This window comes from Brevundimonas vesicularis (assembly GCF_044807075.1).
In the GTDB taxonomy this organism is placed as follows: Bacteria; Pseudomonadota; Alphaproteobacteria; order Caulobacterales; family Caulobacteraceae; genus Brevundimonas; species Brevundimonas vesicularis_G.
The window spans coordinates 1,416,011-1,433,427 of sequence record NZ_CP085234.1 but is presented as its reverse complement, the minus strand read 5'-3'; the positions used below and the strand labels follow the sequence as shown (position 1 = coordinate 1,433,427).

The window sequence follows — 17,417 nt, the reverse complement described above, 5'->3', positions numbered from 1 at the left end:
ATCCAAGTCATGCGTAAAGCCGTCCTGATCCTCGCCGCCCTCGCCCCGCTCGCGGCCTGCTCGACCGTCGCCGAAACGGTGCGCGGTCCGGAACTGGCCCCCATCGGCTATCCCGCCGCTCTGATCCCGGCGCAGCAGGCCTATCTGCCCGCGCGCGAGACCACGCCAGCCAGCGCAAACAGCCTGTGGCGCACGGGCGCCCGCACCTTCTTCGGCGACCAGCGCGCGCGCCATATCGGCGACATCCTGACGGTCAAGATCGACATCGACGATCGCGCCCAGACCCAGAATTCGACCCAGCGCTCGCGCTCCAACGAGATCAACGCCGGCGTCAGCAACCTGTTCGGCCTGGAAAGCAGCCTGGGCCGCGCCTTCCCCGGCGGTTTCGATCCGTCGAAGATGGTCGGCATGGAAGGCGATCTGAAGTCCTCGGGCAATGGTTCGGTCACCCGCGCCGAGAAGGTGTCGCTGACCATCGCCGCCGTCGTCACCGACGTCCTGGCCAACGGCAATCTGGTGATCCAGGGTCGGCAGGAAGTGCGCACCAACCGCGAGGTCCGCGAACTGACCGTCGCCGGCATCGTCCGTCCCGAGGACATCTCGTCGGCCAACGCCATCAACCACACCCAGATCGCCGAGGCGCGCATCTCCTACGGCGGTCGTGGCGACGTCAGCCGCGTCCAGGCCCCGCCTGTCGGTCAGGCGCTGGCGGAACGCTTCAGCCCGTTCTGACGCGCGCCGACCCTGCGGGTTGAACTGCTGACGGATAACCGCGTTCAAGGGAAATGCGGTCGTCCGATCTCTTGCGGTCACAGCCGCGTCTGACGACATTGAAGGCGACGCGACGACGCGCGTCGTCGGCGGGGGCTGACACATGATGCTGATACTCTCCGCCATTATGGCGGCCGCGATACAGACTGCGCCCGGTGTTGGTTGGACCTGGAGCCTGTACGAGGGCGAGGGACCGATGGTCCTGGCCAACGATATCCCCGACACCGCCAGCCTGCGCGCCACGCTGCAATGCCTGCCGGGTTCGGGCGCGGTCTCGGTCGCGGTCTATGGCGAGGATGCGTCCGCCGGCTTTGCGCGCATCACCTCAGGCGGGTCGACCGCGACGAGCGAGGCGCGCGTCGGGCGTGGCGGCAAGCTGGAGACGGCCATCCCCGTCGACCACCCCGCCTTTTCCGCCTTCGTGTCGAACGGCCGGATGACGATCGCCGTCGGCGACGACGCCAGCACGATCACCGTCGAACGTCCGCACATGGCCAAGCTGCGTCGCTTCGCCGATCGCTGCGCCGGCTGAGGACCTCACGCATGCGTCTTCGCTTGATATCAGCCTTGATCGCCGTCTCGGCTCTTGCGGCTTGCGCGACCCAGCCCCCGATGCCCGCCGCCGGCTCTGCGGCGACCGCATCGGCGCCCGCGCCCATGCCCGGTTACGACTGGTTTCTGAACACCGATGGTCAGGAGGCCATGCTGGCGTACGGCGTCGCCAACAGCGACGAGGTCAAGCTGAAGCTGGCCTGTCAGGCCGGGTCCAGCGCACTGGAACTGACGGCCTCGAGCGACAAGCCGGGCCGCGAAATCTATCTGGAATCCGGCGGCGACACCGAGCGCTATCGCGCCGCATCCGAGCCGGCCGTCGTGCATGACGGCGAACTGCTGACGGCGCAGGCCAAGACCAGGGATCCGGTCTTCCAGCGCTTCCGCCGTCTGGGTTGGATCGCCGCCTGGGCTGACGACGAACGTCACGTCTACGCCGCCCATCCCGCCGCAAAGGTGCAAATCGAGCGGTTCTTCACCGTCTGCGGTTGACGCATCGGCTCTGCTCGGCTTGCGTGCCCCTCCTGACAGGAGGGGCGTCATGAAGATTTCTTATCTGGCTGTTGCAGCCATGCTTGCGGCCGGGTCGCCGATCGCGGCTGTGGCGCAAACGCCGCCCGCCGCCGTCGCAGCTGCGCCGGCAGACGCCGCGCTGAACGCCGTCATCGCCGACTACGAGACCTATCTGAAGTCCGTCGATCCCATCTCGGCCGGCGGCGAGGGCGATGTGGAGGCGATGGGCCGGGTGCCTGACCTGTCGCGGGAGTTCGAACTGGCCCAGCGCGCGCCGCTGGAAGGGTTCGTGCGGCGGCTGACGGCCATCGACCCGGCAAGTCTTTCCCATGCCGGCGGCATCAACCACGCCTTCCTGCTCTATACGCTTAACCGCAGCCTGGAAGGGTTGGACTACGACACCAGCCGCCTGGCGTTCGACTCCGAAGGCGGCCCCGGAACCTGGGCGCTCTATGTCGGCGGCAGCACGCGCCTGAACTCGGTCGCGGAGGCCGAGGCCTATATCCAGCGTATCCGGGGCTTCGGCCAAATCTACGCCCAGACGACCGCTAACGCCCGGCGCGGCCTGGACACCAGCCTGGTCCAGGCCCGATCCGTGACAGAGAGCGCCCTGACGCTGGCGCGAAACGATGTGGCGATCAAGCCGGACGCCGAGCCGCTGCTGAAGCCCCTATCGACCCTGCCCTCGACCGTGTCTCAGGCAGACAAGGATCGCCTGACTGCAGAGGCGACGGCAGCAGTTTCAGAAACGATCCTTCCGGCGCGCCGGGCCTGGCTGGCCTTCCTCGAAAGCGACTATCTGCCCAAGGCGCCGGTCCAGCCGGGCATCGGCAATCGACCCGGCGGCAAGGAACTCTACGCCTATCTGGTGCGCGGCCACACCACGACCGACCTGACGCCCGATCAGATCCATCAGATCGGGCTGGACGAGGTCGCGCGCATCCGCGCCCGCATGGATATGGAGATGAAGGCGTCGGGCTGGACCGGCGACTTCGCCGGCTTCCTGAACTTCCTGCGCACCGACCCTCAGTTCTATGCGACCAGCCGCGAGGCCCTGTTGCAGCAGGCGTCGGAGATGGCCAAGCGCGCGGACGGCGGCCTGCCCCCGCTGTTCGCCACCCTGCCCCGCCTGACCTACGACGTGCAGCCGGTGCCGCCGCAGATCGAGGAAAACTACACCACCGGCCGTTACAACGGCGGTTCGATGCAGAACGGCGTTTCGGCCCATTACATCGTCAACACGTCCAAGTTGGATCAGCGTCCGCTGTACGAACTGCCCGCCCTGACCCTCCATGAGGCCGTTCCCGGCCACCACCTCCAGATCGCCTTGCAGCAGGAGGCGCCCGGCCAACCCTATTTCCGCCGCCAAGCCAATGTCAGCGCCTACACCGAGGGTTGGGGCCTGTATGCCGAATATCTGGGCGAGGAGATGGGCTTCTACCGCACGCCCTACGAGCGGTTTGGCCGGCTGTCCTATGAGATGTGGCGGGCTTGCCGACTGGTCGCGGACACCGGTCTGCACTGGATGGGCTGGACCGAGGAACAGGCCCGCGCCTGTTTCCGCGACAACTCAGCCCTTGCGCCCCACAACATCGAGACCGAGCTTCAGCGCTACATCGGCTGGCCCGGCCAGGCCACGGCCTACAAGATCGGCGAAATCCGCCTGCGCGAAATCCGCGCGCGGGCCGAGCGGGAGCTGGGGTCTAAGTTCAATATCCGCACCTTCCACGACGCCCTGCTGGTCGAAGGCCCGCTGCCGCTGGCGTTGTTGGACCAGCGGATGGACGCCTGGATCGCGGAGCAGAAGGCAAAATAGGCGACAATGTCTCCTCACCACACCGTGGGGAGGAGACTGTGAGGATTACGCCCAATCCGGCTCCGGCAAACCTTTCGACCGCAGGAATTCCGGGTTGAATAGCTTGGACGCATAGCGCGAGCCGGGATCGCACAGGCAGGTCACGATGGTCTTGCCGGGCCCAAGCTCGCGCGCCAGCCGCACCACGCCGGCGATGTTCACCCCCGCCGATCCGCCCAGCGACAGACCTTCGTGCTTCACTAGGTCGAACAGGATCGGCAGAAACTCCGCGTCCTCGATCCGATAGGCGTAGTCGGGTTTGAAGCCTTCCAAATTGCCGGTGATGCGGGCCACGCCGATCCCCTCGGTGATCGACGATCCCTCGCCCGTCATCTCGCCCTTGGTGAACCAGTTGAACATGGCCGCGCCCGCTGGATCGGCCAGGGCGATGGTCACATCCGGCTTCTGCTCGCGCAAATAGGCGCCGACGCCGGCGATGGTTCCGCCCGAGCCGACGGCCGAGACGAAGGCGTCGACCTGACCGTTGGTCTGCGTCCAGATTTCGGGGCCGGTCGTGTTGTAGTGGGCCTCGCGGTTGGCGGTGTTGTCGAACTGATTGGCCCAGATGGCGCCGGCCTCTTCGCCGTCGTTCAGCTCGGCGGCCAGACGCCCGGAATAGTGGACGAAGTGGTTCGGGCTGGAAAAGGGCGCGGCGTCCACCTCGACCAGGCGCGCGCCCAGCGAACGGATGGCGGATTTCTTCTCTTCCGACTGGGTGCGGGGAATGACGATGACGACCGGATGCCCCAAGGCGGCCCCGACCAAGGCCAGGCCGATGCCGGTGTTGCCGGCCGTGCCCTCGACGATCGTCCCGCCGGGTTTCAGCGCGCCGGACGCCCGCGCGCCCTGCACGATCGACAGGGCCGCGCGATCCTTGATCGAGCCGCCGGGATTCAGAAACTCGGCCTTGCCCAAGATTTCGCAGCCCGTCGCGTCGGACAGGCGGTTCAGGCGCACCAGCGGCGTATTGCCGATCAGGTCGATGACGGATGACGTAGCGGACAAGGTTGGGCTTTCAGGCGAAGGTTGAAACAGGGCGGATCAGGCGGCGGCCTGGCGTTGCCCTAAGTGGATGCCGCACTCGACCTTGTCCATGCCCGACCAACGTCCGGCGCGGGCGTCTTCGCCGTCCTGGACCGCACGGGTGCAGGGCCAGCATCCGATGGAGGCATAGCCCTGCTCGACCAGCGGGTGACGCGGCAGATCGTTTTCCTTCAGCCAGGCCTCGACGTCGTCCGAGTCCCAGTCGGCCAGCGGATTTATGCGCAGCACCCCGTCCAGCACCTCGAAGGGCTTCAGCGCTGCGCGCGTGGCGGATTGGTAGCGTTTACGCCCGGTGATCAGGGCGTTGAACTCCGCCGTCGCTCTCGCCAGCGGTCGCACCTTCCGCAAGTCGCAGCAGGCGTCGGCGTCGGTCTTCCAGAGGTCGTCGCGCGCATCCAGCCTCGCCTTCTCGCCCGCATCCGGCGTCACCAGCCGCACATCGGTCAGCCCCAACGCCTTGGTCAGTTGGGTGCGATAGGACAGGGTCTGGAGAAAATGCTGGCCTGTCTCCAGAAAGACCACCGGCACGGTCTTGTCCTCGCTGGCGATGATGTCCAGCAAGGCGGCGGACTCGGCCCCGAACGACGAGATGGCGCCGACCCGCAGGCCCAGCGCCGGGTCGAACGCCGCCTTCAGGATTTCGGACGCGTCCTTGCCCTCGGTCTCGCGGTTCAGCCGATCGGCCAGGGCGTCGAGGTCGCGGTCGTTCGACGCCTCGCGTCGCCGCTGCCAGATCGTCGGCGCGGGATCGACGGCGGGCTGGTAGGCGCCGCTGAACGCCCGGTCCATGCGGTCCCAGGCGGCCGTGTCCGCGCCCTCGGCCAGTTCCACCGCATCGAAGCCCGAACGCCGCAGGTGTCGCGCCTGATCCGGCAGCACCTTGCCCGCCGCGATCAGACGCCCGGCGTAACCGCGCTCTCGCAGCACGGCCGCCAGCGAGAAGCCGCGCCCGTCGCGAAAGGCGTCGAACTCCAGCACCAGCGTGTCTTCGCTTGCGGCGGCCAGCTCAACCTCCTCCAGCGGGGTCGTCACCGACAGGCGCAACCCGTTCTGTATCCCCTCAAGCCGTTGCATCGAGCGTCTCATAGATGGCGTCGCGGAAAGGATCGGGGCCGACGCGGCGCACCGTGTCGATGAACCGCTCGCCCTCGGCGCGGATTTTCAGGTAGCGATCCAGGGTCCGCTGGATGGCGGGCGCGACCTCGTCTGCCGGCAGGCTCTTGCCGACGATATCGCCCAGCGCCGCCTGTTCGTCTGGAGAGCCGCCGACGGTGAGCTGATAGTATTCCTCGCCCTTGCGATCGACGCCCAGGACGCCGATGTGGCCGACGTGGTGGTGGCCGCAGGCGTTGATGCAGCCGCTTATATTGATGCGGACCGACCCCAGCGTCTCCTGATAGTCCATGTCCGCCAAACGCTTGGACAGAGCCTGCGCCACCGGGATCGAGCGGGCGTTGGCCAGGCTGCAATAGTCCAGGCCGGGGCAGGCGATGACGTCCGTCGCCAGATCGGCGTTGGCCGTCGCCAACCCCGCCTCTCGCAACGCCCGCCAGACCGTCGGCACGTCGTCCAGCTTCACATGGGGCAGGACCAGATTCTGCTCATAGGCGGCGCGCAGTTCGTCGAAGGAATAGCGCTCGGCCAAATCCGCCACCGCGTCCATCTGGTCCGCCGTGATGTCGCCGGGCACGCCCCCGACCGGCTTCAGCGACACCACCACCGAGGCGTAGCCCGGCTGGCGATGACGACGGACGTTGTTCCTCGCGAACCGGGCGAAGTCCGGATCGGCCAGCAAGGCGCGGTCGAACGGGCCGCTGACCTTGGGCAGAACCTCGAACGGCGGCGGAGCGAAATAGGCCTTGATCCGCTCGGCCTCGTCCTCGGGGATGCGCAGATCCTCGTGGCGCAGGGTGGCGTAATGCTTGTCCACCTCCTCGCGGAAGGCCTCGATCCCTAGCGAGGCGACCAGGATCTTGATCCGCGCCTTGTGGATGTTGTCGCGCCGACCTAGCAGGTTCCAGGCCCGCAGGATGGCGGTCAAATAGGCCAGCAGATCCGCCGCCGGAACGGCCGAGGCGATCTCCTGACCGATATGGGGCAGACGCCCCTGTCCGCCGCCGACGAAGACGCGGAAGGCCGTTCCACCGTCTTCGCCCTTTACGATCTGCAGGCCGACGTCGTGGGTGCGGATCGCCGCCCGGTCCTTCTCCGCGCCGATCACCGCGATCTTGAACTTGCGCGGCAGGAAGCTGAACTCTGGGTGGATGGTCGACCACTGACGGATGATCTCGCACCAGGGGCGCGGATCCTCGATCTCGTCGTCGGCGGCGCCGGCGAAGACGTCGGTCGTGGTGTTTCGGATGCAGTTGCCCGAGGTCTGGATGGCGTGCATCTCGACATCGGCCAGATCGCTGAGGATCGCCGGCAGGTCGGTCAGGGCCGGCCAGTTGTACTGGATGTTGCAGCGGGTGGTGAAGTGACCGTAGCCCTTGTCATAGGTTTGGGCGATATGGGCCAGCCTGCGCATCTGACGACTGCTCATCACGCCATAGGGAATGGCGACCCGCAGCATGTAGGCGTGAAGTTGCAGATAGACCCCGTTCATAAGCCGCAGCGGCTTGAACTCGTCCTCGGTCAGGGCGCCGGATGCGCGGCGCGCCACCTGGTCTGAGAATTCCTCAACCCGTTCACGCACCAGGGCGTGGTCGAACTCGTCATAGCGATACATCAGCCCACGCCTCCGAAGACGCTGTGACCGACGGTCGGCCCGGCCGAGCGGATGCGCTCCTTGAGGCGGTCGCGACCCGAGGGGACATGGTCCAGAACCTCGACCAGGTAGGGATTGACGAAGACATTCGGCCGACCGGCCACCTCGGCCAGCACGCCCTCGGCCGCCGTCTCGTCAAGCACCGAGGCCTGGTCGATGTGCTCGACCGGCTGGTTGTCGACACCTGCATAGATGACGCGGCCGTCCGACAGGCGGTTTGCGGTGACGATCTTCACGCCGCGACCTCCGTCCGCGTCTCGACCGACGCCGAGAAGGCCGCCGTCTCGCCGACGAACAACAGGGCCGGACCGGTCAGGTCGGCGCCGCGCGCCAGGGCGCCCAGCCCGTCCAGACGACCGGTCAGAACCCGTTCCTCGGGACGACTGCCGTTCTCGACAATGGCCACGGGGGTCGAGCCCAAACGGCCCGCTGCAATCAGTTTGGCCGCCGTCTCTTCCGCCCGGTCCACGCCCATGTAGACGGCCAGGGTATGATTGGGCGCAGCCAGCCGCGCCCAATCGGCGTCGTCGCCGCCCGGCTTGGCCTGAGCCGTAACAAAAGTCACCGCCTGGGCATGATCGCGCTGCGTCAGCGGAATGCCAGCCGAGGCAGCGCAAGCCAGGGCCGCCGTCACGCCCGGCACGACGAAGACCGGGATCCCGGCGGCGCGCACGGCCTCCAGTTCCTCGCCGCCGCGTCCGAAGACGAAGGGGTCGCCGCCCTTCAACCGCACGACCCGGTGACCGGCCCGCGCCTCCGCGATCATCAGGGCCTCGATCTGATCCTGAGGCACGGAATGATCGCCGCGGGCCTTACCCACATACAGCCGCTTGGCGTCGCGTCGCGCCCGTTCCAGCACCGCCTCGGGCACTAGGCGGTCGTGGATGATGACGTCGGCGTCCTGCAGCACCCGCAACGCCTTCAGGGTCAGCAACTCCGGATCGCCCGGCCCGGCGCCGACGATGTGGACCACGCCCTGTTCGGGTGCGGCCGAGTTCAACAGGCGCAGCATCTCGCGACGAGCCTCGGCGGTTCGACCCTCGGCCGCCAGCGTCGCAGCCGGGCCCCGGAAGGCCTTTTCCCAGAAGCGCCGACGCGCCATGAAGTCGGGCACGCTGGCCTTGACCGTGTCGCGCAGTTCGCGCGCCAACCGCGCCACATTCGCCAATCCGGCGGGCAGCACGGCCTCGATGGCCGTGCGGATGTCGCGGGCCAGGATGGGCGCCGAACCGCCGGTCGCCACGCCGATCACCACCTCATCGCGGTCGATCAAGGCCGGGGTCTGGAAGTCGCTCAGGTGCGGCTTGTCCACCACATTGACCTGGGCCCCAGCCGCCCGAGCCAGAGCGCCCAGCCGCGTCAGTTCGTCCCCATCGTCCAATGCCATGAACACCAGCCGGGCGCCCGCCAGATCTTCAGGCTCTGGCGAACGCAGGATTGGCTCCGGCGCCGTCAACGGCGTCTCGATCTTGGGGGGCGCGCCGTCGGGCGCGAACCATGCCACCTCGGCCGGCGTGTTCAGGAACAGTCGCAGCTTGGCCAGCGCCGGCTCGCCGCCGCCGATGATCACGATCTTTGCGGCCTCCAGCGGAATGGAGGCGAGGAATACACGCATCGTCTTGCTTTCAGGGCCGTCGGGAGAGGAAACAGGGACGACGGCAGGGCGGGAACCTTCGTCTTCCCCGTCCAGAGCCGCAAACCAGATTGCCTTTGTCTCGCTGATAGGATTTCTATCCGCGATGGCCCGTCCCCTGCTCCCGCTCAACGCCCTGCGCGCCTTCGAGGCCGCTGCGCGTCACCTGAACTTCTCGCGCGCCGCCGACGAACTGTCGGTGACCCCCGGCGCGGTCAGCCAGCAGATCCGCCTCCTGGAAGACATCGTCGGCGGGCCGCTGTTCGTGCGCGAGGCGCGGGGCCTGCAACTGACCGATCTGGGCCGCTCGTCCGTGCCGCTGCTGCGCGAGGGGTTCGAGCGGCTGATGGACGCCTCGGCCCTGTTGCGCGAACCGCCGCGTCGCAAACAGGTGTCGATCAGCGTGGCGCCCGGCTTCGCCTCCAAATGGCTGATGCCGCGCATGGACGACTTCCACACCGCCCATCCCGAGATCGAACTGTGGATCTCGGCCGACATGGAGCCGGCGGACCTGAGCGAGGGCAAGGTCGATCTGGCGGTGCGCTACGGTCCCGGCGACTATCCCGGCCTGACGGTCGATCGGCTGATGACCGAGACGGTGCTGCCGGTCTGCGCCCCATCGCTGATGGACGGCGACAAGCCGATCCGCAAACCCGCCGACCTGATCGGACACACCCTGCTGCACGACATGTCCAACGACGGCGATCCCAGCCGCTCGGACTGGGCCATGTGGCTGAAGGCGCGCGGCATTCGTCACCCCGACCCGCGTCGCGGCTCGCGCTTCAACCAGTCGGGCCTGCTGATCGAGGCGGCCATATCGGGACGCGGCGTGGCCCTGGCCAAACGCACCCTGGCCCAGGCCGACCTGGCGTCAGGGCGACTGGTCGCGCCCTTCCCTGACGGGTCCGAGGCGGTCGGCTTCGCCTACTATGTCGTCCAGCCCCGCGACCGGCCGCCCTCGCCCAGCGCCACCGCCTTCGTCGGCTGGCTGAAGAAGCAGGCCGTGGATCACGACAATACGATGGGGCAGCTTTAAGCCCGAAAGTTAGGCTCTGACGGCCTGACTGGCGGACACGCCCAGGGCGTGAAGCGCGGCGGCGGTGATGTGTTCGGCGTTCAGGCCGGCCTGGGCGTACATGGCCATGGGCGCATCCTGGTCCTGGAAGACGTCGGGCAGGTTCAGGGTGCGGATCTTGAGCCCGCCGTCCAGCGCGCCCTTTTCGGCCAGCAGTTGCAGCACGAAGGCGCCGAAGCCGCCCATGGCGCCTTCTTCGACCGTGATCAGGGCCTCGTGCTCGCGCGCCAGACGTAGGATCAGATCGGCGTCCAGCGGCTTGGCGAAGCGGGCGTCGGCGACAGTGGCCGACACGCCCTTGGCGGCCAGCATATCCGCCGCCTTCAGCGATTCCTGCAGACGGGTGCCCAGGCTGAGGATGGCGACCGAAGTCCCCTCGCGCACAATCCGGCCCTTGCCGATCTCCAGCGGAGCGGCCAGTTCCGGGATCTCCACGCCCACGCCGTCGCCGCGCGGATAGCGGAAGGCGCTGGGCCGGTCGTCGATGGCCAGCGAGGTCGAGATCATCGCCGCCAGTTCGGCCTCGTCGGCCGCCGCCATCAGCACCATGCCGGGCAGCGCGCCCATGAAGCCGATGTCGAACGAACCGGCGTGGGTCGCCCCGTCCGATCCGACCAGACCCGCCCGGTCCATGGCGAAACGCACCGGCAACGACTGGATCGCCACGTCGTGGACCACCTGATCGTAGCCGCGCTGAAGGAAGGTCGAATAGATGGCGCAGACCGGCTTCATCCCGTCCGCCGCCAAACCGGCCGCGAAGGTCACCGCGTGCTGTTCGGCGATGCCGACGTCATAGGTCCGCTCAGGGAAGGCCTGGCCGAACAGGTCCAGCCCCGTGCCCGACGGCATGGCCGCCGTGATCGCCACGATCGACGGATCGACCTTGGCGTGTTTGATCAGCTCGGTGCCAAACACCTTGGTGTAGCTGGGCGCGTTGGAGATGGCCTTGGCCTGCTTGCCCGAGACCACGTCGAACTTGACGACCGCATGCAGTTTGTCGGCGCTGCTTTCGGCAGGGGCGTATCCCTTGCCCTTCTGCGTCACGACGTGGACCAGCACCGGGCGATCCTCGATGGCGGCCGCCTTCTTCAGGATCGGCACCAGATTGTCCATGTCGTGGCCGTCGATCGGACCGACGTAATAGAAGCCCAGCTCCTCGAAGAAGGTGCCGCCGGTGACCATGCCACGGGCGTATTCCTCGGCTTTCTTGGCCGCCTTGCGGAAGGGACGCGGCAGGTGCTGGGCCACCGTCTTGCCCAGGCGGCGGACGTTCTGATAGGCGCCGCCCGACACCAGGCCGGCCAGATAGGCGCTCATCCCGCCAACCGGCGGCGCGATCGACATGTCGTTGTCGTTCAGAATGACCATCAGCTGGCCGCTGGTCGCCTCGGCGGCGTTGTTCATCGCCTCATAGGCCATGCCGGCGGACATGGAGCCGTCGCCAATGACGGCCACGACGCGGTTCTTCTCGCCCTTCTGGTCGCGCGCGGCGGCGAAGCCGAGGGCGGCGCTGATGGAGGTCGAGGCGTGGGCCGCGCCGAACGGATCGTATTCGCTCTCGCTGCGCTTGGTGAAGCCCGACAGGCCGCCGCCCTGGCGCAGGGTGCGGATGCGGTCGCGCCGCCCGGTCAGGATCTTGTGCGGATAGCACTGATGCCCGACGTCCCAGATCAGGATGTCCTTGGGCGTCTCGAACACATGGTGCAGCGCCGTGGTCAGTTCGACCACGCCCAGACCCGCACCCAGATGGCCGCCCGTGACGGACACGGCGTCGATCGTCTCGGCCCGCACCTCCTGGGCCAGCTGTTTCAACTGGGCGATGTCGAAGTCCCGCGTGTCGGCGGGAGTCATGACGGTGTCGAGAAGCGGAGTGTTAGGCATCTAGGATATCTAATCCGGGACGAGTGCTTAGGCGAGCGTCCATGTTGTCGTAGGGGTTTTCTTTCAACCCCCTAAAGGCTGTTTCGGTCCCGCGAGTTGGACAGCCAATCTTGCGGAATCCCCCCGTGTGGAAATCCAGATCAAACCGTCCGTAGCCGTTGCAATCAATTTATCGAGCCACAGAAAGCCCGCTCGACGTCTCGCCTTGACTGCAAAATCGAGGTGTTCGAGTTCCTCGATCTGAATATCGCGGATCACCGTCGCAAGACCCGGATCATGGGTCGTCGCCCATGCGATTTGTTCGTCCAAGTGCTTGTGAACAGTCCGCTCGACGGCTTCCGTGCAAGCCAGAATCGCCTCGCGCCCCAAAATTGCCGACGCCAGTCCAAGGATTCCGCCCCCGACCGTCCATATCCACATCATGCGACAGGGCTTGGCTTCTCGCGCCGGCATCAGCGCGCGGAAGCGCATTTGGTGGGTCAATTCGTGCGACAGCGCCTCACTAAGAAATGGCGTCAGATCAGGAGCCCGCCACTTTGCGACGCTAATCTGTGCGCGATAGATGAGGATCGCACCGGACTCACCGCCATGGTTCACACGTAGAATACGGGCGGGAATGGTCGCATTCCAAGCCAAGGCTTCAGGACCGGCGCTTTAGCACAAAGTCCACGCTGGCCCTGAGGATTTCGGCCTCGTCGCCGAACGGCTCCAGATGCGAACGGGCCTGGTTGGCGAGATGCGCGACCCTTTGCCGCGCCGCCTCCAGACCCAGCAGGGTGACGAAGTTGGTCTTGCCCAGCGCAGCGTCCTTACCCCCGGCCGCCTTGCCCATTTCCTCGGCTGAGCCTTCGGCATCCAGCAGGTCGTCGACGATCTGATAGGCCAGGCCGACATCGTGGGCGAAGCTGATCAGAGCGTGGCGATGTTGCGCCGAGGCGTCGGCGATGATCAGCGGGATTTCGAAGGCGTAGGCGAACAGGGCGCCGGTCTTCAGGCGCTGCATCCGCGCCACCCCGCCCAGATCGTCGCGCACGCCCAGAAGATCGATCATCTGACCGCCCGCCATGCCCCGCGCGCCGGACGCCAGCGACAGCCGCGCCGCCAATTCGCAGCGCACGGCCGCATCCTCGTGAGTGTCTTCATGCAGGATGATGTCGAAGGCGGCCGTCTGCAGCGCATCGCCGGCCAGCACCGCCGTCGCCTCGTCATAGGCCCGGTGAACGGTCGGGCGGCCCCGGCGCACGTCGTCGTCGTCCATGCACGGCAGGTCGTCGTGAACCAAGCTGTAGGCGTGAACGCATTCCAGGGCGCAGGCGGCGCGGAGCACCGACCGCTCATCGATATCGAAAAGGCGTGCGGCCTCTAGCGCGAAGAACGGCCGCAAGCGTTTGCCGGGGCCCAGCGCCGCATAGCGCATCGCCTCGGTCAGACGGGATTCCGGGCCCTCGGCGCGCGGCAGCAACTCGTCCAGCGCGACCGTGACCAGATCGGCGACTTCAGCCACGCGGTCGATCACCGCCTGTTCCGGCGAGTTCGCGGCGATGACGCGGTTCATGAGAACCGGCCCCAAACCCGGCTCGAAGACGATGCAGGGGTCATTCGAACGACGCCGCCTCGACGCCCTTGGCCTGGCCGTCGGGGCCGACCACGATCTTTTCCACACGCAGCTGAGCCGCCTTCAGCCGCGCCTCGCAATGCGCCTTCAGCTTGGCGCCCTCTTCATAGAGGGCGATCGATTCCTCCAGCGGAGCCTGGCCGGATTCCAGGCGAGACACGATAGTCTCCAGGCGCTTCAGGGCGTCCTCGAAGCTGAGATCGGCGGGGATGGCGGCAGCGGTGTCGGTCATGGCGCGGACCCTAGAGGCGCGCGCGGGGCGCATCAACGTCAGAAGCGGCTATCGCTTCTCGTAGCGACGCTGCGACCAATATTTGAAGCCCTGATTGTGAACCAGTTTCCAACCGTCGGCCTTCAGCGCGCGCCCGACCATGTGGTTGAAATAGCCATGTGCGAAGACCAGCACGTCCTGACCGCTCTCGGCGCGCGCGATCAACTTTTGCGCCGCCTGATCGGCGCGCGCCTCGGCCTGGGCGCGGGTTTCCTGGCCGCCGTGGTGATCGAAGGCGTGCCACCAGAAGCGCGACACGACGCCCCACCATTTGGGCGACAGCTTGATCCATTCCGGAATCGGCGGCGGCGGCAGGGGCGCCTCGATGAACATGACGTCTGCCATGACCTCGCGTCCTGCGGCGACCGCAGCGGCGGTTTCCTGGGCGCGCTGACGGGTCGAGGCGTAGATGGCCCCAGCGCCCTGCGCCGCCGCAACCAGTTCGGGCGGCGGCGTCTGACCGGCCAGCAGGCCGCCGATCTCATATTTCGCCCACCAGTCGCCGTACTGGCGCGCAGAGATCAGACATTTGCGCGACAGGGCCGGCTCGCCGTGACGCGTCAGGATGATGGCGCCGGGACGGACAGCGACCAACGCGCCGACGGATGGCGCGGCGTCAGGCGGGGACACGGACGGTTCGGTCGAATCGAGGGACAGGGCGGGGGCTGACATGACAAACGGACGGGCCTTTGGTTTCAAGGCGTTAGGCGTCCTCAGTCCTCCCCGAGCGCAGCGACGTGGGCGACCGCAGAGCGGCCTAGTCCTTCAAGGTCGTAACCGCCCTCAAGCGCCGACACAACCTTGCCCGAACAGGTCCGACGCGCGACCTCCAGAATCGCACGCGTCGCCCAGGCGAAATCCTCGGCCTCCAGCGACTGATGCGCCAAGGGATCGCGCCGGTGGGCGTCGAATCCGGCCGAGATCAGGATCAGGTCCGGCCGGAACGATTCCAGCGCGGGCATCAACCCGCCGGCGAAGGTCGCACGCCAGTTCTCGCGCGCCGCATGGGGCGCGACGGGGGCGTTGACGATATTGCCGACGCCCGTCTCAGACGCCGCGCCCGTACCGGGATAGAGCGGCATCTGGTGGATGGAGGCCAGGAACAGGCTGTCGTCGTCTTCGAACGCGGCCTGGGTGCCATTGCCGTGGTGGACGTCGAAATCGACCACCGCCACCCGCGCCATCCCTTCGGCCTGAGCGGCACGCGCTGCGATGGCGACGGAGGAGAACAGGCAGAAGCCCATCGCGCGGTCCGGCTCAGCATGGTGCCCCGGCGGTCGCACGGCGGCGAAGGCGCGATCCATCTCACCCCGCGCCACGGCTCGCACCGCATCGATCGCCGCCCCCGCCGCGAGCCGAGCGGCCGGTACGCTGCCGGGCGAAAGGACGGTGTCGGCATCCAGCTGGACCATGCCTGCGACCGGCGAGGCGTCCAGCAGGCGTGCGACATAGGCGGCGGGATGCACCCGCTCCAGATCCCCAACCTCGGCCTGGGTCGCGGCGCGCTGGTCGCGGGCCAGGCCTGCGTCGTCCAGAGCATCCAGCACCGCCTTGAGCCGCTCGGGGCTTTCGGGATGGCCCGCGCCCGGCGCGTGGGACAGCATGGACGGATGGGTGAAGATCGGCAGGGACATTGAAGCGACGATACGCCGGGCTTTTGGACTTGTCGCCCGTGACGCGCACCAAGGCGCGCGCTAGAGCCGACGCATGACCGAGATCGTGATCCGCCCCGCCCGCCCCGAAGACGCCGCCGCTTTGGGCGCCCTGGGGCACCAGACCTTTATCGACACCTTTGTCGAGGGGTTCGGCATCCCCTACCCGCAAGCCGACCTTAATGCGTTTCTCGACGCCAGTTTCGATCTGGAGCCGACGCTGAAGAAGTTGGCGGAGCCCGACTGCGCCTGGTGGGTGGCCGACCGCGATGGCGAACTGCTGGCCTTCGCCAACGCTGGCCCCAATGGCCTGCCCCACCCCGAGGCCAGACCGTCGCACATGGAGCTGCGCCGGCTCTATGTGTCCAAGGCGGCGCAAGGTCTGGGGTTGGGAACCCGGCTGCTGAAGCTGTCGCTGGACTGGATGCAAATCCACACGGACGGACCGTTGTGGATCGGCGTCTGGAGCGGCAACGACAAGGCCCAGCGCCTCTATGCCGCCTACGGCTTCGAGAAGGCGGGAGAATACGACTATCCCGTCGGCGCCTGGCGCGACCGCGAGTTCATCTTGCGGCGCGGCTGATCAGGGTTCACATCCCTCTCATGCTCCTGCCCTTCTTCACCGCGCTGCGCGACGCCAAGGTTCCGGTGTCGATGAAGGAATGGCTCCATCTGATGGAGGCCATGGATCGCGACGTGGCGGGGCGCGAGGTCGAGGCCTTTTATCATCTGTCGCGCGCGGTCCTGGTCAAGGACGAGAAACACTATGATCGGTTCGATCAGGTGTTCGGGACGGTGTTCAAGGGCGTCGAGTCGATCGGGTCGGGCAAGGACCTGACCACTGACATTCCCGAGGATTGGCTGAGGCTGCTGAACGAAAAATATCTGACCGACGACGAGAAGGCCCAGATCGAGGCGCTGGGCGGTTTCGACAAGCTGATGGAGACGCTGAAGCAGCGTCTGGAAGAGCAGAAGGAGCGACACTCGGGCGGCTCGAAATGGATCGGCACGGGCGGGACCAGCCCCTTCGGACACGGCGGCTATAATCCCGAAGGCGTTCGCATCGGCGGTCCGGGCAAGCATGGCCGGGCGGTCAAGGTCTGGGAAAAACGCGAGTTCAGGAACCTGGACGACACGGTCGAACTGGGCACCCGCAACATCAAAGTGGCGCTGCGTCGTCTGCGCCGTTTCGCCCGACAGGGCGCGCCGGACGAGCTGGATATCGACGGCACGATCGACGGCACGGCACGTCAGGGCTGGCTGGACATCCAGATGCGGCCGGAGCGACGCAATACGATCAAGGTGCTGCTATTCCTCGACATCGGCGGGTCGATGGACGGTCACATCAAACTGGTTGAAGAACTGTTCTCTGCGGCCAAGACTGAATTCAAGAACCTGGAATTCTTCTACTTCCACAACTGCCTGTACGAAGGCGTCTGGAAGGACAATCGCCGGCGCCACACCGAGCGGATCCCGACGTGGGATCTGCTGCACAAATACCCCGGCGACTGGCGCGCCATCTTCGTCGGTGATGCGACGATGAGCCCCTATGAGATCACCATGCCCGGCGGCTCCGTCGAGCACTGGAACGAAGAGGCCGGCGCCGTCTGGATGAAGCGGGCGCGCCAGCAGTGGGAGAAGTCGGTCTGGCTGAATCCCGTTCAGGAGCGGTACTGGGATTATACCGCCTCCGTCGGCCTGTTGCGCGAGGTCATGGAGCAGCGGATGTTCCCCCTGACGCTGGAAGGCCTCGACAAGGCGATGCGCGCGTTGACTCGTTAAAGCATG

18 protein-coding genes are annotated in these 17,417 nt (G+C 66.9%); 7 read left to right on the top strand and 11 right to left on the bottom strand.

Annotation, left to right across the window (positions count from 1 at the left end; genetic code table 11):
* Positions 1-9: 9 nt before the first annotated feature.
* The 4 genes from flgH (at position 10) to LG306_RS07005 (ending at position 3,652) form a co-directional block, all read left to right on the top strand.
* Positions 10-732, top strand: a complete 723-nt coding sequence (gene flgH / locus LG306_RS07020; RefSeq protein ID WP_045810385.1) for a flagellar basal body L-ring protein FlgH — start codon at positions 10-12, stop codon at positions 730-732.
* A gap of 142 nt (positions 733-874) precedes the next feature.
* The gene (locus tag LG306_RS07015) at positions 875-1,303 is read left to right on the top strand and encodes a hypothetical protein (RefSeq protein WP_404419293.1); all 429 of its coding nucleotides are present in this window, start codon (positions 875-877) and stop codon (positions 1,301-1,303) included.
* Between the two features lie 11 nt (positions 1,304-1,314).
* Positions 1,315-1,815 carry a hypothetical protein gene (locus tag LG306_RS07010; protein WP_404419291.1) on the top strand — a complete coding sequence of 167 codons (501 nt, stop codon included), beginning with the start codon at positions 1,315-1,317 and terminating at the stop codon, positions 1,813-1,815.
* Between the two features lie 49 nt (positions 1,816-1,864).
* Positions 1,865-3,652 carry a DUF885 domain-containing protein gene (locus LG306_RS07005; RefSeq protein WP_404419289.1) on the top strand — a complete coding sequence of 596 codons (1,788 nt, stop codon included), beginning with the start codon at positions 1,865-1,867 and terminating at the stop codon, positions 3,650-3,652.
* 45 nt (positions 3,653-3,697) lie between these two features.
* Here LG306_RS07005 and LG306_RS07000 read toward each other — a convergent pair whose 3' ends face one another.
* From LG306_RS07000 to cysG, 5 genes are read right to left on the bottom strand one after another with little or no spacing between them, the layout of a single operon-like run.
* Positions 3,698-4,696 (bottom strand): cysteine synthase A, encoded by a 999-nt coding sequence (locus tag LG306_RS07000; protein ID WP_404419287.1) that lies wholly within the window; start codon positions 4,694-4,696, stop codon positions 3,698-3,700.
* A gap of 36 nt (positions 4,697-4,732) precedes the next feature.
* The gene (locus LG306_RS06995; protein WP_404419285.1) at positions 4,733-5,809 is read right to left on the bottom strand and encodes a phosphoadenylyl-sulfate reductase; all 1,077 of its coding nucleotides are present in this window, start codon (positions 5,807-5,809) and stop codon (positions 4,733-4,735) included.
* Positions 5,796-7,463: a nitrite/sulfite reductase gene (locus LG306_RS06990; RefSeq protein WP_404419283.1), complete on the bottom strand. Its 1,668-nt coding sequence runs from the start codon at positions 7,461-7,463 to the stop codon at positions 5,796-5,798. Before LG306_RS06990 ends, LG306_RS06995 begins: the two co-directional genes overlap by 14 nt.
* Positions 7,463-7,738 carry a DUF2849 domain-containing protein gene (locus LG306_RS06985; protein ID WP_404419281.1) on the bottom strand — a complete coding sequence of 92 codons (276 nt, stop codon included), beginning with the start codon at positions 7,736-7,738 and terminating at the stop codon, positions 7,463-7,465. The genes LG306_RS06990 and LG306_RS06985 overlap by 1 nt, the downstream gene beginning before the upstream one ends.
* Positions 7,735-9,117 carry a siroheme synthase CysG gene (cysG, locus tag LG306_RS06980; RefSeq protein WP_404419279.1) on the bottom strand — a complete coding sequence of 461 codons (1,383 nt, stop codon included), beginning with the start codon at positions 9,115-9,117 and terminating at the stop codon, positions 7,735-7,737. Before cysG ends, LG306_RS06985 begins: the two co-directional genes overlap by 4 nt.
* Positions 9,118-9,241: 124 nt before the next feature.
* Here cysG and gcvA point away from each other — a divergent pair, with 124 nt between their 5' ends.
* Positions 9,242-10,171 carry a transcriptional regulator GcvA gene (gene gcvA, locus LG306_RS06975; protein WP_404419277.1) on the top strand — a complete coding sequence of 310 codons (930 nt, stop codon included), beginning with the start codon at positions 9,242-9,244 and terminating at the stop codon, positions 10,169-10,171.
* A gap of 9 nt (positions 10,172-10,180) precedes the next feature.
* On the opposite strand, the gene dxs is transcribed toward gcvA, so the two are convergent.
* The 6 genes from dxs to LG306_RS06945 all read right to left on the bottom strand — a co-directional run bounded on the left by dxs (position 10,181) and on the right by LG306_RS06945 (position 15,611).
* On the bottom strand, positions 10,181-12,091 hold the full coding sequence (gene dxs / locus LG306_RS06970) for a 1-deoxy-D-xylulose-5-phosphate synthase (RefSeq protein WP_404419275.1): 1,911 nt from the start codon (positions 12,089-12,091) through the stop codon (positions 10,181-10,183).
* Positions 12,092-12,154: 63 nt separating this feature from the next.
* Positions 12,155-12,727, bottom strand: coding sequence for a demethoxyubiquinone hydroxylase family protein (locus LG306_RS06965; protein WP_404419273.1), 573 nt, complete (start codon positions 12,725-12,727; stop codon positions 12,155-12,157).
* 4 nt (positions 12,728-12,731) lie between these two features.
* On the bottom strand, positions 12,732-13,646 hold the full coding sequence (locus LG306_RS06960; RefSeq protein WP_017504471.1) for a polyprenyl synthetase family protein: 915 nt from the start codon (positions 13,644-13,646) through the stop codon (positions 12,732-12,734).
* Positions 13,647-13,686: 40 nt separating this feature from the next.
* Positions 13,687-13,938: an exodeoxyribonuclease VII small subunit gene (locus tag LG306_RS06955; protein ID WP_017504472.1), complete on the bottom strand. Its 252-nt coding sequence runs from the start codon at positions 13,936-13,938 to the stop codon at positions 13,687-13,689.
* Positions 13,939-13,986: 48 nt separating this feature from the next.
* Positions 13,987-14,649 carry a histidine phosphatase family protein gene (locus LG306_RS06950; RefSeq protein ID WP_199060190.1) on the bottom strand — a complete coding sequence of 221 codons (663 nt, stop codon included), beginning with the start codon at positions 14,647-14,649 and terminating at the stop codon, positions 13,987-13,989.
* A gap of 41 nt (positions 14,650-14,690) precedes the next feature.
* Positions 14,691-15,611, bottom strand: a complete 921-nt coding sequence (locus tag LG306_RS06945; RefSeq protein ID WP_404419270.1) for a histone deacetylase family protein — start codon at positions 15,609-15,611, stop codon at positions 14,691-14,693.
* A gap of 73 nt (positions 15,612-15,684) precedes the next feature.
* Here LG306_RS06945 and LG306_RS06940 point away from each other — a divergent pair, with 73 nt between their 5' ends.
* Complete coding sequence (locus LG306_RS06940) at positions 15,685-16,212, top strand: GNAT family N-acetyltransferase (RefSeq protein ID WP_404419268.1); 528 nt, start codon at positions 15,685-15,687, stop codon at positions 16,210-16,212.
* Between the two features lie 20 nt (positions 16,213-16,232).
* A complete protein-coding gene (locus LG306_RS06935) occupies positions 16,233-17,411 on the top strand; it encodes a VWA domain-containing protein (RefSeq protein WP_404419266.1) in 1,179 nt (392 codons plus the stop codon).
* The last annotated feature ends 6 nt before the right edge of the window (positions 17,412-17,417 follow it).

Excerpts from the sequence above, each read along its gene's own strand:
- dxs (WP_404419275.1), bottom strand. The coding sequence starts at position 12,091 with ATGCCTAACACTCCGCTTCTCGACACCGTCATGACTCCCGCCGACACG.
- LG306_RS06955 (WP_017504472.1), bottom strand. The coding sequence starts at position 13,938 with ATGACCGACACCGCTGCCGCCATCCCCGCCGATCTCAGCTTCGAGGAC.
- LG306_RS07010 (WP_404419291.1), top strand. The coding sequence starts at position 1,315 with ATGCGTCTTCGCTTGATATCAGCCTTGATCGCCGTCTCGGCTCTTGCG.
- LG306_RS07005 (WP_404419289.1), top strand. The coding sequence starts at position 1,865 with ATGAAGATTTCTTATCTGGCTGTTGCAGCCATGCTTGCGGCCGGGTCG.
- LG306_RS06995 (WP_404419285.1), bottom strand. The coding sequence starts at position 5,809 with ATGCAACGGCTTGAGGGGATACAGAACGGGTTGCGCCTGTCGGTGACG.
- cysG (WP_404419279.1), bottom strand. The coding sequence starts at position 9,117 with ATGCGTGTATTCCTCGCCTCCATTCCGCTGGAGGCCGCAAAGATCGTG.
- flgH (WP_045810385.1), top strand. The coding sequence starts at position 10 with ATGCGTAAAGCCGTCCTGATCCTCGCCGCCCTCGCCCCGCTCGCGGCC.
- LG306_RS06945 (WP_404419270.1), bottom strand. The coding sequence starts at position 15,611 with ATGTCCCTGCCGATCTTCACCCATCCGTCCATGCTGTCCCACGCGCCG.
- LG306_RS06990 (WP_404419283.1), bottom strand. The coding sequence starts at position 7,463 with ATGTATCGCTATGACGAGTTCGACCACGCCCTGGTGCGTGAACGGGTT.
- gcvA (WP_404419277.1), top strand. The coding sequence starts at position 9,242 with ATGGCCCGTCCCCTGCTCCCGCTCAACGCCCTGCGCGCCTTCGAGGCC.
- LG306_RS07015 (WP_404419293.1), top strand. The coding sequence starts at position 875 with ATGATGCTGATACTCTCCGCCATTATGGCGGCCGCGATACAGACTGCG.
- LG306_RS06960 (WP_017504471.1), bottom strand. The coding sequence starts at position 13,646 with ATGAACCGCGTCATCGCCGCGAACTCGCCGGAACAGGCGGTGATCGAC.
- LG306_RS06935 (WP_404419266.1), top strand. The coding sequence starts at position 16,233 with ATGCTCCTGCCCTTCTTCACCGCGCTGCGCGACGCCAAGGTTCCGGTG.
- LG306_RS06940 (WP_404419268.1), top strand. The coding sequence starts at position 15,685 with ATGACCGAGATCGTGATCCGCCCCGCCCGCCCCGAAGACGCCGCCGCT.
- LG306_RS06950 (WP_199060190.1), bottom strand. The coding sequence starts at position 14,649 with ATGTCAGCCCCCGCCCTGTCCCTCGATTCGACCGAACCGTCCGTGTCC.